The organism is Peribacillus sp. V2I11, assembly GCF_030817135.1.
Taxonomy (GTDB): Bacteria; Bacillota; Bacilli; order Bacillales; family DSM-1321; genus Peribacillus; species Peribacillus simplex.
The window spans coordinates 1,299,965-1,314,568 of sequence record NZ_JAUSYW010000001.1 but is presented as its reverse complement, the minus strand read 5'-3'; the positions used below and the strand labels follow the sequence as shown (position 1 = coordinate 1,314,568).

General features: G+C 40.1%; 14 protein-coding genes. 6 read left to right on the top strand and 8 right to left on the bottom strand.

Annotated features, from left to right (window positions below):
- Positions 1-77: 77 nt before the first annotated feature.
- The 5 genes from QFZ73_RS06385 to QFZ73_RS06365 all read right to left on the bottom strand — a co-directional run bounded on the left by QFZ73_RS06385 (position 78) and on the right by QFZ73_RS06365 (position 5,480).
- Positions 78-899 (bottom strand): EcsC family protein, encoded by an 822-nt coding sequence (locus QFZ73_RS06385; protein ID WP_307264326.1) that lies wholly within the window; start codon positions 897-899, stop codon positions 78-80.
- Positions 900-948: 49 nt separating this feature from the next.
- Positions 949-2,205, bottom strand: coding sequence for a PucR family transcriptional regulator (locus QFZ73_RS06380; protein ID WP_307264323.1), 1,257 nt, complete (start codon positions 2,203-2,205; stop codon positions 949-951).
- A 137-nt stretch (positions 2,206-2,342) separates the two neighbouring features.
- On the bottom strand, positions 2,343-3,341 hold the full coding sequence (locus QFZ73_RS06375; protein WP_141993004.1) for an inorganic phosphate transporter: 999 nt from the start codon (positions 3,339-3,341) through the stop codon (positions 2,343-2,345).
- A gap of 15 nt (positions 3,342-3,356) precedes the next feature.
- Positions 3,357-3,977, bottom strand: coding sequence for a DUF47 domain-containing protein (locus QFZ73_RS06370; protein ID WP_063235631.1), 621 nt, complete (start codon positions 3,975-3,977; stop codon positions 3,357-3,359).
- 504 nt (positions 3,978-4,481) lie between these two features.
- Entirely contained in the window at positions 4,482-5,480 is a 999-nt protein-coding gene (locus QFZ73_RS06365; RefSeq protein WP_251435407.1) for an inorganic phosphate transporter, read from the bottom strand.
- A 395-nt stretch (positions 5,481-5,875) separates the two neighbouring features.
- On the opposite strand from QFZ73_RS06365, the gene QFZ73_RS06360 reads away from it, so the two are divergent.
- The gene (locus QFZ73_RS06360; RefSeq protein ID WP_307264316.1) at positions 5,876-6,706 is read left to right on the top strand and encodes an aldo/keto reductase; all 831 of its coding nucleotides are present in this window, start codon (positions 5,876-5,878) and stop codon (positions 6,704-6,706) included.
- A gap of 475 nt (positions 6,707-7,181) precedes the next feature.
- Positions 7,182-7,436, top strand: a complete 255-nt coding sequence (locus tag QFZ73_RS06355; protein ID WP_170946860.1) for a GlsB/YeaQ/YmgE family stress response membrane protein — start codon at positions 7,182-7,184, stop codon at positions 7,434-7,436.
- 218 nt (positions 7,437-7,654) lie between these two features.
- Here the strand turns inward: QFZ73_RS06355 and QFZ73_RS06350 are convergent, their stop codons facing one another.
- Positions 7,655-8,566, bottom strand: coding sequence for an RluA family pseudouridine synthase (locus tag QFZ73_RS06350; protein ID WP_307264312.1), 912 nt, complete (start codon positions 8,564-8,566; stop codon positions 7,655-7,657).
- A 225-nt stretch (positions 8,567-8,791) separates the two neighbouring features.
- Between QFZ73_RS06350 and QFZ73_RS06345 the strand changes: the two genes are divergently transcribed.
- Positions 8,792-9,211: a DUF5365 family protein gene (locus QFZ73_RS06345; RefSeq protein WP_251435415.1), complete on the top strand. Its 420-nt coding sequence runs from the start codon at positions 8,792-8,794 to the stop codon at positions 9,209-9,211.
- A gap of 68 nt (positions 9,212-9,279) precedes the next feature.
- Here QFZ73_RS06345 and QFZ73_RS06340 read toward each other — a convergent pair whose 3' ends face one another.
- Positions 9,280-9,750, bottom strand: coding sequence for a thioredoxin family protein (locus QFZ73_RS06340; protein WP_307264308.1), 471 nt, complete (start codon positions 9,748-9,750; stop codon positions 9,280-9,282).
- Positions 9,747-10,187, bottom strand: a complete 441-nt coding sequence (locus QFZ73_RS06335; RefSeq protein ID WP_307264305.1) for a disulfide oxidoreductase — start codon at positions 10,185-10,187, stop codon at positions 9,747-9,749. The genes QFZ73_RS06340 and QFZ73_RS06335 overlap by 4 nt, the downstream gene beginning before the upstream one ends.
- A gap of 202 nt (positions 10,188-10,389) precedes the next feature.
- Between QFZ73_RS06335 and QFZ73_RS06330 the strand changes: the two genes are divergently transcribed.
- From QFZ73_RS06330 to QFZ73_RS06320, 3 genes are all read left to right on the top strand, one after another.
- Positions 10,390-11,937, top strand: a complete 1,548-nt coding sequence (locus QFZ73_RS06330) for a carbon-nitrogen hydrolase family protein (RefSeq protein WP_307264302.1) — start codon at positions 10,390-10,392, stop codon at positions 11,935-11,937.
- 154 nt (positions 11,938-12,091) lie between these two features.
- A complete protein-coding gene (locus tag QFZ73_RS06325) occupies positions 12,092-13,822 on the top strand; it encodes a phospho-sugar mutase (protein WP_307264299.1) in 1,731 nt (576 codons plus the stop codon).
- 167 nt (positions 13,823-13,989) lie between these two features.
- Complete coding sequence (locus QFZ73_RS06320) at positions 13,990-14,517, top strand: NADPH-dependent FMN reductase (RefSeq protein ID WP_307264296.1); 528 nt, start codon at positions 13,990-13,992, stop codon at positions 14,515-14,517.
- The last annotated feature ends 87 nt before the right edge of the window (positions 14,518-14,604 follow it).

Below are 14,604 nucleotides of genomic sequence, written 5' to 3'. Positions count from 1 at the left end.
GTGTATTTGTGGAATTCCACAAACGCAGTTTCAAAAAACATGGACTCGCCAGGTTAAAGATCCTTTTAAACCTGAATTCAATTCTTTGCATTAGGATCTTGAATGCGCTCTAAAATCCTTCTTTTTTTATAAAGCATGATTCCCGTATCTGCTATATCGGCAATCATGGAACGATTTGTAAGGGCACCAAATATTATTCCGGCAACAGGAACCATTTGCAAAAGCTTTTTCCAGCCAAACTGATCACGGTATGTATAAACAACTTCCCGCCACCCTTGCAGTTCGGATGCTATTTCCCTTTTTGATTGGGAATCAGTCTGGTTCATTTTCGACAATTCATTTAATAGAGCCTTTTTGCCGACTACATCCGATGTTGTGAATTGCAGACATTTGACGATGAAAATACGTTCTTCGCGGTCTCTAGGATTAAAGCCATATGTGATGGCGATATCCTGAAGGGTTTTGATCGACATGCCGAGAAGAAGGGGGATGTCGATGGCCAAGGTGAAGATTCCGCCAATCCCTGTAGTGGCACCTTGAACCGTTGCCAATTTGCTGCCTGAATTTTTAATATCCTGACTCACGCTATCCATGATATGGAGGGGGATGCTTGAAACATCTTCCAGGGCAGTAATATCCAACTCAGGAACCTTTGCTTGCAGCTGACTTAGAATATGAGCTTCTTTCGTTAAATATTTTCCGCCATTCTGAATGTAGCTGCCGATTTCATCAAGCATGACACCTAATTTTTTCTGAATGAAATCCGGTGTCAACTTATCCAATAGCTTGAAGGGGATCCGCCCAATCCGTTCCCAAAACCATAGTCCTTTCTGATCTTTCTCCCATTTTTCAATGATTGTTAATTCTTTTTCAAGTTCTTCTTTTGTTTCAAATATCATATGATCAACCTTTCTACACTTCTTGTATTCCATATCAGGGAATATATCATTAATTTTTCTTGAAAAATTCATCATATTGATTAAGTTTAATATTAAGAAAGAGGGACATTTTTTGAATCGGGTCTTTTAACCGGATATTTCCCACTTCCGTGATCCTTTTTAATCGGTAATTCAATGTATTCACATGGATATGAAGATTTTTTGAAGCTTCATTAGGGTTGCAGTCTTTCTCTAGATAGACAGTGAGTGTTTGCAGCATTTCCGTCTGGTTTTTCATGTCGTATGCTTTTAGCTTAAGGATGGAAGGATGAACGCGACGCTGTTTGTTGCTTGCGAGTGTTTCAATCATTTGAAACATGCCAAGTTCTTCATAATGTAAAATGAGTCTCATGTCATCTGGGAAAATATTCTTCATTTTTAGGGTGTATTGAGCTTCTTCGTAACTTGATTTAACATCCATTAAGTTTTTATACATATTGCCAGCCGTTCCAAGGATATGTTCAACACCGAAACGCCGTTTCATCTCCAAAATGAAAAAAGGAATGAACTCATAAACCGATGAAGTGAAAGTAGGGCTGTTTTCCTGGTTGGCTCCTGCGAAAAGAATAAGCTTGTTATGGTCAATGGCAAATAAGGAACTGTTTATCTTTTGGGTAGTCGTTAACATGTATGAAATGTAGCGCTCCACTTCGCGATTGATCTCTTTAGGAAATTCGAATACCAATATGGAAAAAACCACTGGAACATGGATGGAGAATTTCGTGTAATTTTCAATTATTTCCGATTCTTCTTGGTAGTGCCCGGTCAACATGCGCCAAAGGAACTCTTGATGACCTGCTTCTTTCCTTTTCTTTTTCAATTGCAATTGCTGTAACTGGTTCTTCGCTTCCTTGGCAGCGAATTGCAGAAATTTCATATCTTCTTCGGAGAACGGTTCATTTACTTCCAAAGCCCAAATGAATCCAAGTACTTCGTTATTTTTCCGGATGGAAACCGCAACCCTGTTACCGAGACCGACATCATTGATGGCCCCGATTTTAATGGGGGCATCTCCTTTCAATAACGCGGGGATGAAGCCATCTTTCCATAAACTGTTGATGACCTTTTCAGGGACACGTCTTCCGATTATGGTCATGATACGAGCCTGATCCGTAGTATCATCGTGTGTGCTATAAGCAAGTAAGCGGTGGTTACCGTCCTCGATTGTAATGGGGCAACCTAAAACAGAACTGATCCTATCGGCAAACTCCATCATATCTCCATAAAGGTCTTTAAAAATATCTCTATTTTTTTCGAATTCCTTCATTTTTATTTTGCCCCTCGCTAAAAAAAATTCCTTCTCCTTGAAGTTTAAACGATTTCCTATTAATAAGCATAGATAAATCCCTTGTTAAAACAGAAAATCCCTACCGATGGAAACCGGAAGGGATTTGATTTTTCATTTTAGAATAGGAAGTTAATCAAAAGATAGAGCAAACCTGCTAATGTTGCCGAGATGGGAATGGTAATGAACCAAGTGATGATCATTCTTTTTGCCGTTCCCCATTTTACGCCCTTGACGCGATGTGCTGATCCAACACCTAGGATTGAAGACGAAATAACATGGGTTGTACTGACTGGCATGTGTATTACAGTCGCACCGAAAATGATAAAGGCCCCGGTTAAATCCGCTGCAACACCATTGACCGGACGGATTTTCATGATTTTGCCGCCAACGGTTTTAATGATTTTCCATCCGCCGACGGAAGTTCCAAGTCCCATTGCCAGCGCACAGGAGAATTGAACCCAGAAGGGGATATCAGTACTTGATGCATAACCATTTGCAATAAGGGCCATCGTGATGATACCCATCGCTTTTTGAGCGTCGTTCGTTCCGTGGGTATACGATTGAAGTGCTGCAGTAGCAATTTGTATAGTACGGAATTTTTGGTTTGTTTTTGTCAGGTTATTGTTTTTAAAGACTACTTTAAAGATGCTGTATACGATAAACCCGATTGCAAAAGCAATTAGCGGGGAGAAGATCAAAGCTTGAAGAATTTTCATGAATCCTTCCCATTTAATGCCTGCGAAACCAGCTGCTGCAATGGCGGCACCTGCAATCGAACCAATCAATGCGTGGGAGGAACTGCTTGGTATTCCGTAATACCAGGTAAGAAGGTTCCATATGATAGCGGCAAGCAGAGCAGCCATGATTACATATGAACCATTCGGAAGCGTGAACGGATCCACGATATCCTTCGTTATGGTTTTCGCTACTCCAGTAAATGTCATAGCTCCGACGAAATTCATGATGGCTGCCATGATGATGGCATGCCTAGGCTTCATGGCCTTTGTTGAAACAGCAGTCGCTATTGCATTGGCTGTATCATGAAAACCATTGATGAAGTCAAATGCTAAAGCAAAGAAAACGATTAATATTGTTAAAATTAATAAAGTATCCATTTATTGGGGTACTCCTTAGGCGTTTTTCATTATGATTGTTTCAAGTGTATTGGCCACTGCTTGACAGTGGTCGGCGATCTCTTCAAGGCTTTCGTATATTTCTTTATATTGAATGATCCTGATTGGATCTTTTTCAACTGTAAACAAGTTTTTGATTGATTGACGTTGGATTCCGTCACAAACGGATTCAAGATCTTTAATTTTGATTGCATTTTCACGAATCATTGGCAATTTTTTAGTGGATAGTGTATCGACAGCATTTTCAATTTCATACGTACACTGTTTGATTGCATCCACAAACTTAAGCATATACTCGTCTGCATTGACAATTGAGTACATTTCGAATAATGCCGCACAGTGTTCCAAACCGTCTATGACATCATCCATTCTCATGGTTAATTCAAGGATATCCTCCCGTTCGATAGGAGTGATGAAGGCATTGTTCAGCTCTTTAATCACATTATGAACCATTGAATCGCCTTTATGCTCATAGTCTTTCATCGTATCTGAAAATACTTTTAGATCGGAGATGTTTTTGAGTTTATAATCCGCGAAATAGTCAGCACCTTCTTTAAGGTTTTGAGCGATGTTAAAAAGCATTACTGCGAATTTGTCTTTTTTTGATTTAAAAGCCATGTTAAAGCCTCCCAATTAGTCATGCAAATTTACGCACCTTAGTCGTACGCTTAGTATTAACAAATTGATTGTAACGAATTCATGTAGTATCCGGGAAGGTTTTTCGACGAAAATTTACAAAATCTTAATAAAACTTTACATAAAAAAACAAGGAAAATTAAAAAATGGGAAAAACCCTGCATTTATAAGGGGGGATTTGTAAAAAAAAGCCTTTCCGATATGGAAAGGCAGAGTTTGTAGACAAAAGGGGTTCCATCTGAATTTTTAAACAAAGTTGATTGGAACTGAGGGTACGAGACTCCTGCGGGAAAAACGCGTCCAAGGGAGACCCCACAGGGGCTAATAGCGCCGAGGAGGCTCCCGGAACGCCCTCGGAAAGCGAGTGCCAGGAGTGGAAATCAACGTTCATATTAACACTCCCTCACAAAAAAATGTAGGCAATCTTAATTAATTATCGAGTTTTTCTACAGTCTGAGGCTTTCCGATATGGAAAGGCAAAAGGTTCTATAAAAATAAAGCAATCAAATAGTAAATGGTTCCAGCTAAGGAAGCGGAAATTGGCAATGTAATGAACCAAGTGATCAACATGTTTTTTGCGGTTCCCCATTTTACCCCTTTGATGCGGTGTGCAGAACCGACCCCAAGTATTGAAGAAGAAATGACATGTGTCGTGCTGACCGGCATATGCAGGAAGGTTGCACCGAAAATGATGGCCGCTCCAGTCATATCGGCAGCCACACCATTAACCGGCCGGATTTTCATGATTTTACCGCCAACGGTTTTGATGATCTTCCAACCTCCGATTGATGTACCAAGCGCCATGGCTATTGCGCAGGATAATTGTACCCAGAAAGGAACTTCAGAGGTAGAGGCATATCCGTTAGCGATCAAAGCCATCGTGATGATACCCATGGATTTTTGAGCATCATTCGTTCCATGTGTATAAGACTGGATGGCCGCCGTGAGAATTTGTATTCTCCTGAATCGCTTATTGGTTTTTCCTAAGTTATTATTTTTGAATACTACCTTGAAGATACTGTATACAATGAATCCAAGCGTAAAGGCAAGGATAGGGGATAGAATCAATGCTTGTACAATTTTAGTGAATCCATTCCATTTAATCGCATCGAATCCACTAGCCACGATGGCAGCTCCCGCTATTGAACCAATGATTGCATGGGAGGAACTGCTTGGAATGCCAAAATACCAAGTGATCAAATTCCATATTATTGCCGAAAGCAGGGCAGCAAGGATTACATAAGAACCATTGTTCAATGTGAAAGGATCAACGATATCCTTCGTAATGGTATGAGCTACACCGGTAAAGGTAAGTGCTCCTAATAAATTCATGACCGCAGCCATGAAGATTGCATGACGTGGTTTAAGCGCCTTGGTTGATACTGCTGTAGCGATGGCGTTAGCCGTATCATGGAAACCATTGATAAAGTCAAAGACCAAAGCAAAAATAATAATTAGCGCGGTTAAGATGAATATGCTATTCATACATGGAGGACTCCCTTGATTTCAAGTATGTAAAGTGTATATGGATTGTGGCCAATGAATGGGCGCAGGACGGTTTGCAACTCCTCAATATATAGAATGGGAGTTTTGCGTTTGATTATTCTTTAAAGATGGCACCTTCTTTTTTACTTGGTTTTAAGTCGAACTATTCAATTGTAACGAATTTCATACCTATAAGGATAGATGTTTCGTCATTTTTTTACAAAATATTTAACTTAGTGAATGATTAAAAAGATAAAATGTTCCCTTTTTATATATAAATGGTATTTAAGGATGTGTTTTCGCTTAAGGGACTCTATAAATCCCGAGGCTTATGGTTAGAAATAGAAGGTGGGGGGATGTATAATTGGTAAATAAAAGTAAGGGGGAATAATGGAATGATTTCAAATATTGGGGAAACGATCACCTTACATAATGGAGTTGAAATGCCACAGTTGGGTTTCGGTGTATTTAAAGTGAAAAACGGAAATGAAACGGTTGAGTCCGTCAAGAAAGCGATCGAAGTTGGATATCGTGCGATTGACACGGCGGCCATTTATGAAAATGAAGAAGGTGTTGGTCAGGCGATTCGGGAATGCGGAGTGCCCCGTGAAGAATTGTTCATTACATCTAAAGTGTGGAATACAGAGCAGGGATACGAAACGACGCTCCAGGCATTTGATGATAGTTTAAATCGCCTTGGTTTGGAATACCTGGATTTATACCTGATCCACTGGCCGGGAAAAGATAAATATCTGGAAACCTGGAGGGCATTGGAAAAGCTTTATAAGGAAGGTAAGGTGAAATCAATCGGTGTAAGTAATTTCCATGTTCATCATTTGGAAAATTTACTTGCAAACAGTGAAGTGAAACCGGTCGTCAATCAAATTGAATTGCATGCACTTTTGACTCAAGTCGAAATTCGTGATTACTGTGCAAAACATGAAATAAAGGTAGAATCTTGGAGCCCGCTAGGCAGAGGGAACCTATTGGAAGAGCCGACAATCAATCATATAGCGAAGAAGCATGGGAAAAGTTCAGCACAAGTGTTGATTAGGTGGCATCTGCAAAATGATCTAGTTGTAATTCCTAAATCGATTACGCCGTCCCGTATCGAGGAAAATGCACAGGTATTTGACTTTACATTAAGCCTGAATGAAATGAATCAAATAGATGCCTTGAACAAAAATGAACGGTTCGGTAGCAATCCCGATGAACTTTTGTTCTAAAAAGAATACGGCAAATGATAGGAGGGTGTCCCGATAATGGGGCACTTTTTTTCTTTTTCCTTTATGAACATAATTGAAACAGTTACTGCTTATACTAACTATGTGACAAAGTAAAGCCTATGGTATACCCGTTTAATATGTCTGATAATCCTGTTTTCGTTTCCAAATATTTTTAAAAAAAATTAGGTTTTAGATTAATTAAACGGGGAAAATAATGAGTACAGCGGCAAACAAAAAGAAAAAATTCACTAACATGAGGATTGTCCAATCAGTTACTCAAGGGCTATAGCTAGCTAACTCTACCCAAAAACTAAAACATTCACATTCATTAGATATTGTGCGAATCGGCATCATACCATTTGAATGTAAAAGTTAAAAGAACTGAAAACAGACAGGACAAAATGGAAGTGATTGGTTTTCTTGGAGTCTGCTGCAGGAATTAAAAAATTAACTAATTTGAAGGAGGAAATATATTATGGGATTTTTATGGTCATTAATTATCGGAGGTATCATTGGTTGGTTAGCAGGTATGATCGTTGGACGTGACGTACCATTTGGAATTATCGGTAACATTATCGCTGGTTTTGTTGGAGCTTGGTTAGGTTCATTAATTCTTGGGAATTGGGGACCTTCAGTAGCAGATTTCGCTATAATTCCAGCACTGATTGGTGCAATCGTATTTGTCTTCATCTTAAGCCTTATCTTAAAAGGCATGAGAAAAGCGTCATAATACAAAAATAAAGCTGGCCCAAGTGGCCAGCTATTTTTTTGTGCCAAAATGAACGGGTTTCGTCCCAACATGCTTATATATCAACCGTAAAGGAGGATTATCCGTCTAACATAGCCCGTTCGCTGGTTGCGCAAAAAAATATAAGCAACAATTTCGAAATAATATTAATGAAGAAATAAGAACACCGTTTCGAAATGAAACGGTGTGTTCTTTTTGTATTATAAGTGATCGTCGAATATTTCAGGTCTATCAATGAAAGGAGCTTCAATGATCATTTTTAATTCTGAAATGGGGTGGATGAATTCGATTTTCCTTGCATGCAGGGCTTGACGATGAAATGTCTTTTTTCCGCCATATAAGGTATCTCCGGCCAAGGGGTGATTCAAATGACTGAAATGCACCCTGATCTGGTGGGTTCGGCCGCTTTCCAGGGTGCAGCTGACGAGCGTCAAGTTTTTCTTGGAATTGCGATTGATCACCCGATAATGGGTGACTGCCGTCTGCCCTGTAGGGGAAACCCTTCGTCTCGTGGCATGGTGCCGGTCACGGCCAATTTTTTCTTTGATATCGCCTTCATCTTTTTTAATGTTTCCTTCGACTAATGCTAGATAAGTCCGTTTGATTTCCCTTTCTTCCAACATTCTATCCAGCATGGACCCACTGAGGCGGTTTTTTGCAAAAAGGACCGCACCGGTGGTATCTTTATCAAGCCTATGAATATGCTTGATCATACAGGTCTGGCCGGTTTTTTGAAGATGGTGCACCACTCCATTGATGAGGGAGTGTGCTTCACCGGGTAGAGAAGGGTGAGTATCCATTCCAGCCGGTTTATTGGCTATCAACAACACATCATCTTCATATAAGATGGAAATTCCTAAGTCTGTCGCTTGAACTGTTTCATTTTCAGCGTGATCCAATAAGGGGATGCTGATCGTATCTCCTTCGTTAAGGATGGTTGACCATGTAACGGAACTCCCGTTCACTGTCACTTCTTTACTCATCCTCCATTCATGCACTAACTTCTTTGGGGCCTTCCATCGCTCCTTAAAAAGCTTTTCCAATGTTAATTCATTCCAATTTTGGAGAACATCTATTATTAAATGTTGGTTAGTTATTTTGAAATTTTCCAATTTAACTCCTACTTTCGACTCGTTTGGTTGTGCTTAAATGTAAAAAATATATAATAATTACGGATAAGTAAGAAACCTTGGGCCTATTGCTAAGATTTTCGGTGGTGGAAATTACCACATATTTTTTACAATTTTTATGTTATTCTATAGGGAAAGAAATCGCTTGTCCTAGAATATACATATAATAGATAGGTCTAACGGATCTGAAAAAAGGTGGTTTTTTTAGTGAAGACGGTCTTTTCTTCAACGGAAGAACAAGAGCAGGAAATAGCGAGTCTCGTTTCTCGTTTCTACGAATCTGTATTTCCAAAATACTTTACGGAAAGTGAAATCCTTCACTTCCGCGAGATTGGCGTTTTAGAGCCCAATCAAAATTCCTTTACTTACTTGGCAACATTAAGAGACGCATTTCAAGTCATGACATGTCTTCAAGTCCTCATGTCGATATTAGACAAACAGAAGGAAGAAGATTCTATAGTGATGGAATCTAAATCTGAAGAATTGTTCCAACATAACATCACGCTATTGAATGAATACGGAATATTCTTTCCTTTTTATTATGACCATTTTTCAAGTATAAACCATGAAGAGAGTGATGATATGCAGATGTTGGACATCCAGGTGGCGAATCAATATTTAGTATAAGGCAAAAAAAATGAGCCGGCTATAACGGGAGAAGCATTTCCGTTAGGGCCGGCTCATTTTTTCCATCCTTAATTAATATCGTGGTCCTCGAACCATTTCTCGAAGGTTTCCTCATCTTTATAGCCAACGATGCGTTCTTGTTCTTTGCCATTTTTATAGTGAACGATGGTCGGTGTGCTTTTGATGCCATAATCGCTCCATCCTTGTTCAAACTCCAAAAGATTGTATTGAACTAGGTCGATTCCCAATTTTTCTGCCAAAGGGGCTACGATTGGCGTTGTTTTTTGACAGTGCGGGCAATCAGGACTATAAAAATAAACGGTCATATCTTTTTTATCCTGGAGGTCCTGCTCCAATTCTTCCGGCAGGATCAAGTTTTGGTAATTGGGGTCATCCAACTGATTGACCGTAGCGGGTTTAAGTTTATCCTTGCCGTATGGATTTCCTTTTGTTTTTTCTTCTTTTTTCATGTTTGAAAAAACGCCCAGCAGGACAAATATCGCGACGATTATCAATAAAAATATAGCCATTTTCTTCATAAAGCTGCAACCTCCTTGGATCTTGTCCATATGATGTAACTGCAAATGAAAATAATGATGAATGCAGTCAAGGCTAGGAACGGGATGGTGATGAAACCAAATACGTTTATATATTGTCCTGTACATGGAACCCTTCCGCATGCAAGGGTGTGGTCAGAAAAGAATGAAACCTTTTGTATCAAATAATGGTATGTGGAAATGAATGCACCGATAGCAGATAATATCATGGTATAAAAGCTGATCCAATGATCTTTTCGAATGATTGCAATTCCTAATATGATTGTAAAAGGATACATGATGATCCGCTGATACCAACATAGCGCACAAGGTTCATATTGCTTAATTTCAGAAAAATATAAGCTTCCAAACATAGCAATGATGGAAGCAGCCCAGGCAACAAATAATAAGTTTTCCAGACTGCGTTTTGTATTGTTCATGGTTCCTCTTCCCCATCTCTTTTTGCTCTCATGAAAAGTATAGTATGTATGGACGGCGTCTGTAAAATATATATTCTTTTTAAGGGACATTAAGAATGGATTTTATCCATGTAATTTTGAAAACCTTGGGTAGGTTCGCCTGTTTTAATTTTTGAATAAGGGGTATAATTCTTATGGAAGAGATTAAAGGAGTCTGAGGAAAATGCCTAATTTGGACCTGCATAAATATGAGAAAATAATGGAAATACGTAATATGAGGCTAGGAGACATAGATGAAATAATTGCTTTGCAGTCGAGTTGCTTTCCAGGAATGGTTCCCTGGAAGCGGAATCAGCTTGAGAGCCATCTGGCAATTTTTCCGGAAGGACAGTTCGTGGCTGAATATGATGGGAAAGTGATTGGCTCATGTTCCAGCCTCATTATTAATTTTGACGAATATGATGATCGCCATACATGGGACGATGTAACAGATGGTGGGTACATCACGAATCATAATCCGGACGGTTATAATTTATATGGAATCGAGGTCATGGTCCATCCAAAATTCCGCAGGATGAAAATTGGTCAAAGACTATATGATTCAAGGAAAGAACTTGTTGCACATTTGAATTTAAAAAGCATCATTATCGGCGGCAGGATCCCCAATTACCATAAACATGCGGATGAACTGTTACCAAGGGAATATGTGAAAGAAGTGCAATTGCATAAAATATATGATCCGGTTCTATCGTTCCAGCTTTTAAATGGGTTCACGCTTATGAGGATCAATCCGAATTACTTGCCGGATGATCTGCAATCCAATAAGTATGCTACGCTCATGGAGTGGAATAACGTCGATTATCAGCCGAAAACAAAACGTTATTATAAAACATCCGAACCGGTACGGATCTGCGTCGTGCAATACATGCTGCGTAAAATCGATTCATTCGAAGACTTCGCTAATCAAGTCGAGTATTTCACCGACGTTGCTTCGGATGCTAATGCGGATTTCGCCGTGTTCCCGGAATTGTTCACCACCCAGCTGATGTCTTTCTTGAATGAAAGGTCACCAAGCTTGGCTGTACGGAAACTGTCGGACTTCACGGAGCAGTACATTGAGTTGTTTACCACTTTAGCTGTAAGGTATAACGTCAATATCATCGGCGGTTCCCATTTCGTAAAAGAAGATGATGACAATATCTATAATATCGCTTATTTATTCCGTCGTGATGGGACGATTGAAAAGCAATATAAAATTCATATCACACCGAATGAAAGAAAATGGTGGGGTATTAACGCTGGTGACCGCGTTCGTGTTTTTGATACGGATTGTGGAAAAATCGCCATACAAATTTGTTATGATATTGAATTTCCGGAACTCGCCCGGATTGCTACCGACATGGGAGCCAAAATCATATTCACTCCATTTTGTACAGAAGACAGGCAAGGCTATCTGCGCGTTCGTTATTGTGCCCAGGCCCGTGCTGTGGAAAACCAAATTTATACCGTCATTTCCGGAACGGTCGGGAATCTTCCGCAAACGGAAAATATGGATATCCAATATGCCCAATCTGGAATATTCGCTCCATCGGATTTTGAATTTGCGCGTGACGGCATAGTCGGGGAAACCAGCCCGAACCTTGAGATGGTCCTGATTGGCGATGTTGATTTGGAAATCTTAAGGCGGGAGCGTCAGTCTGGTACTGTAAGGCAATTGAAAGATCGCCGCCATGATATTTACAATCTGCATTACAAAGATGGCGAAAAATAAAAAGGTAAATGGGGCTCGTGATGGGAAGAACGCAAAATTCGGTTCCTTCCATTACGAGCCTTCACTTCATTTATTGGAATAAATGTGATAATTTTGTATATGTAGGCAGATACATAATAATTACAAATAAGGCGTTTGGGAGGAGATGTTGGAGATGGAATGGAAATCTTTATATACCACTTGGGCAGGGTACCAGAATTTAAATGGGGAATTACGTGTCCTCCTTGAGGAAATGCAGCAGGATGAAGCACAACTCGAAGATGCTTTTTATAAAAATTTAGAATTTGGAACAGGCGGAATGCGTGGGGAAATCGGAGCGGGAACGAACCGGATGAATCTTTATACTGTAAGGAAGGCAACGGTTGGGTTAGCTCAATATATCTCTTCGTTTGGGGAAGAGGTAAAAGGAAGAGGGGCTGTGATTGCTTATGATTCGAGACATAAGTCTCCGGAATTTGCACTCGAAGCAGCTAAAACCTTGGCAACATTTGGGGTGAAGGCTTATTTATTCGATGAATTGCGTCCGACACCAGAATTATCATTTGCGGTTCGCGAGCTGAATGCTTTTGCTGGTATCGTCATCACGGCAAGCCACAATCCGCCTGAGTATAATGGATACAAGGTTTATGGGCCAGATGGAGCACAATTGCCACCGGAAGCAGCGGATCAAGTGATCAGCTATGTGAATGCCATTGAAAGTGAGCTTGAAATTCAAATTGAAGAAGCTGAAGTCCTTAAAGGACAGGGCCTAATCGAAATGATTGGGGAGGAATTGGATGCGGCATATAACCGTGAGTTGCTCACAGTTCCCGAGAATCCGCAGCTTGCCGAGGAAATAGATGTGTCAGTCGTCTTTACGCCGCTTCATGGTACGGCAAATAAATCAGTTAGACGGGCACTCCACAGCTTAGGATATCAAAATTTGCATATCGTTAAGGAACAAGAACTGCCAGATCCAGATTTTTCAACAGTGAAGTCTCCCAATCCAGAGGAACCAGCAGCGTTTGAAATGGCGATCGAGCTTGGAAACAAAGTGGAAGCGGACTTATTGATAGCAACGGACCCGGATGCCGATCGGCTTGGAATTGCCGTGAAAAACGAGATGGGTCAATATGTTGTCCTGACTGGAAATCAAACAGGTGCACTTTTCCTGGATTATTTACTGTCCCAGAAAAAAGAAAAAGGGAAGCTTCCTCAAAATGGAGTCGTCTTAAAAACCATCGTCACTTCTGAAATCGGGCGGACGATTGCGGAGTCATATGGCTTGAAGACGGTTGATGTACTTACAGGGTTTAAGTTCATCGCCGAGAAAATAAATCAGTATCATGAAAGCGGGGAAAATAGCTTTTTGTTCGGATATGAAGAAAGCTACGGTTATCTGATTAAAGACTTTGCACGTGATAAGGATGCCATTCAAGCGGCAGTGCTGGCTGTTGAAGTCTGTGCTCATTATAAAAAGCAGGGATTGACACTATATGAAGGGTTGCTGAATGTGTTTGAAAAGTACGGATTTTACTTGGAGGGATTGCGTTCATTGACTTTAAAGGGCATTGAGGGAGCGAAACAGATTCAAGGAATATTGAATCAATTCCGTCAAAATCCTCCTGTCCGGATAGCTGGCATTCAGGTAGTCGCTGAAGAAGATTATCAAAGCGGCAAAAAGCGTACATTACTTTCAAATGGTGAAGAATTGATCGAGCTTCCGAAATCAAATGTATTGAAGTATTTCCTTGAAGATGGTACATGGGTTTGCCTCCGTCCTTCAGGCACTGAACCGAAAATTAAATTCTATTTCGGTGTCCAAGGTAAATCAATGCCGGAAGCTAAGTCCAAGTTATCGGGAGTCATGGAAGATTTCATGAGCAAGATTGAAGCATTAGTTTAAATATATGAAAGCTAAACGAAAGACTTATTCGGTCTTTCGTTTTTTTCGTGATGGCAAATTTTCAGCAGCATGAATTATCAAAATTCTAGGAAATTCCGCTTCGGTTTTGGTATACTGTATTGGCGACTGATCTCGGAAAACATCGGGAATAATGGAGGTATATATTCATGAAATTAGTAATCATTAATGGTTCACCACGTAAACAAGGGCGTACGGGGATAGCTTCACGCTACATATCCAAGAAATACGGAGCGGAACTTATTGATTTAAGCAATAGTGAAATCCCTTTATATTCAGGTGAAGGTGAGCAATATCAATTGGAAGTGATTCAAGGTCTTCGGAAAAGCATCGAGGAAGCTGATGGCGTAATTCTGACCACTCCGGAATATCATGGCTCCATGAGCGGTGCCTTGAAAAATGCCTTGGATTTTCTAAGCAGTGAACAATTCACGCATAAACCAGTAGCATTATTGGCTGTAGCCGGCGGAGGAAAAGGCGGGATCAATGCCTTGAATTCCATGAGGACAGTGGGTCGAAGCCTTTATGCAAATGTGATCGCAAAACAATTGGTTCTGGATCCACATTGCTTCGATTACGAAAATGATGGTTTATTTGAAGAGTCTGCCGTATTAGTGGAAGGTATGATAGAAGAGTTTAAAATGTATGCAGCTGCATATGCTACAATGAAAAAATAATGAAATGAGGGTCAGGTATTCACATACCTGACCCTTCCTTGTTTTTACAGGGTTTCACCAGCCAAAGTTATATCCCCGATAATCGAT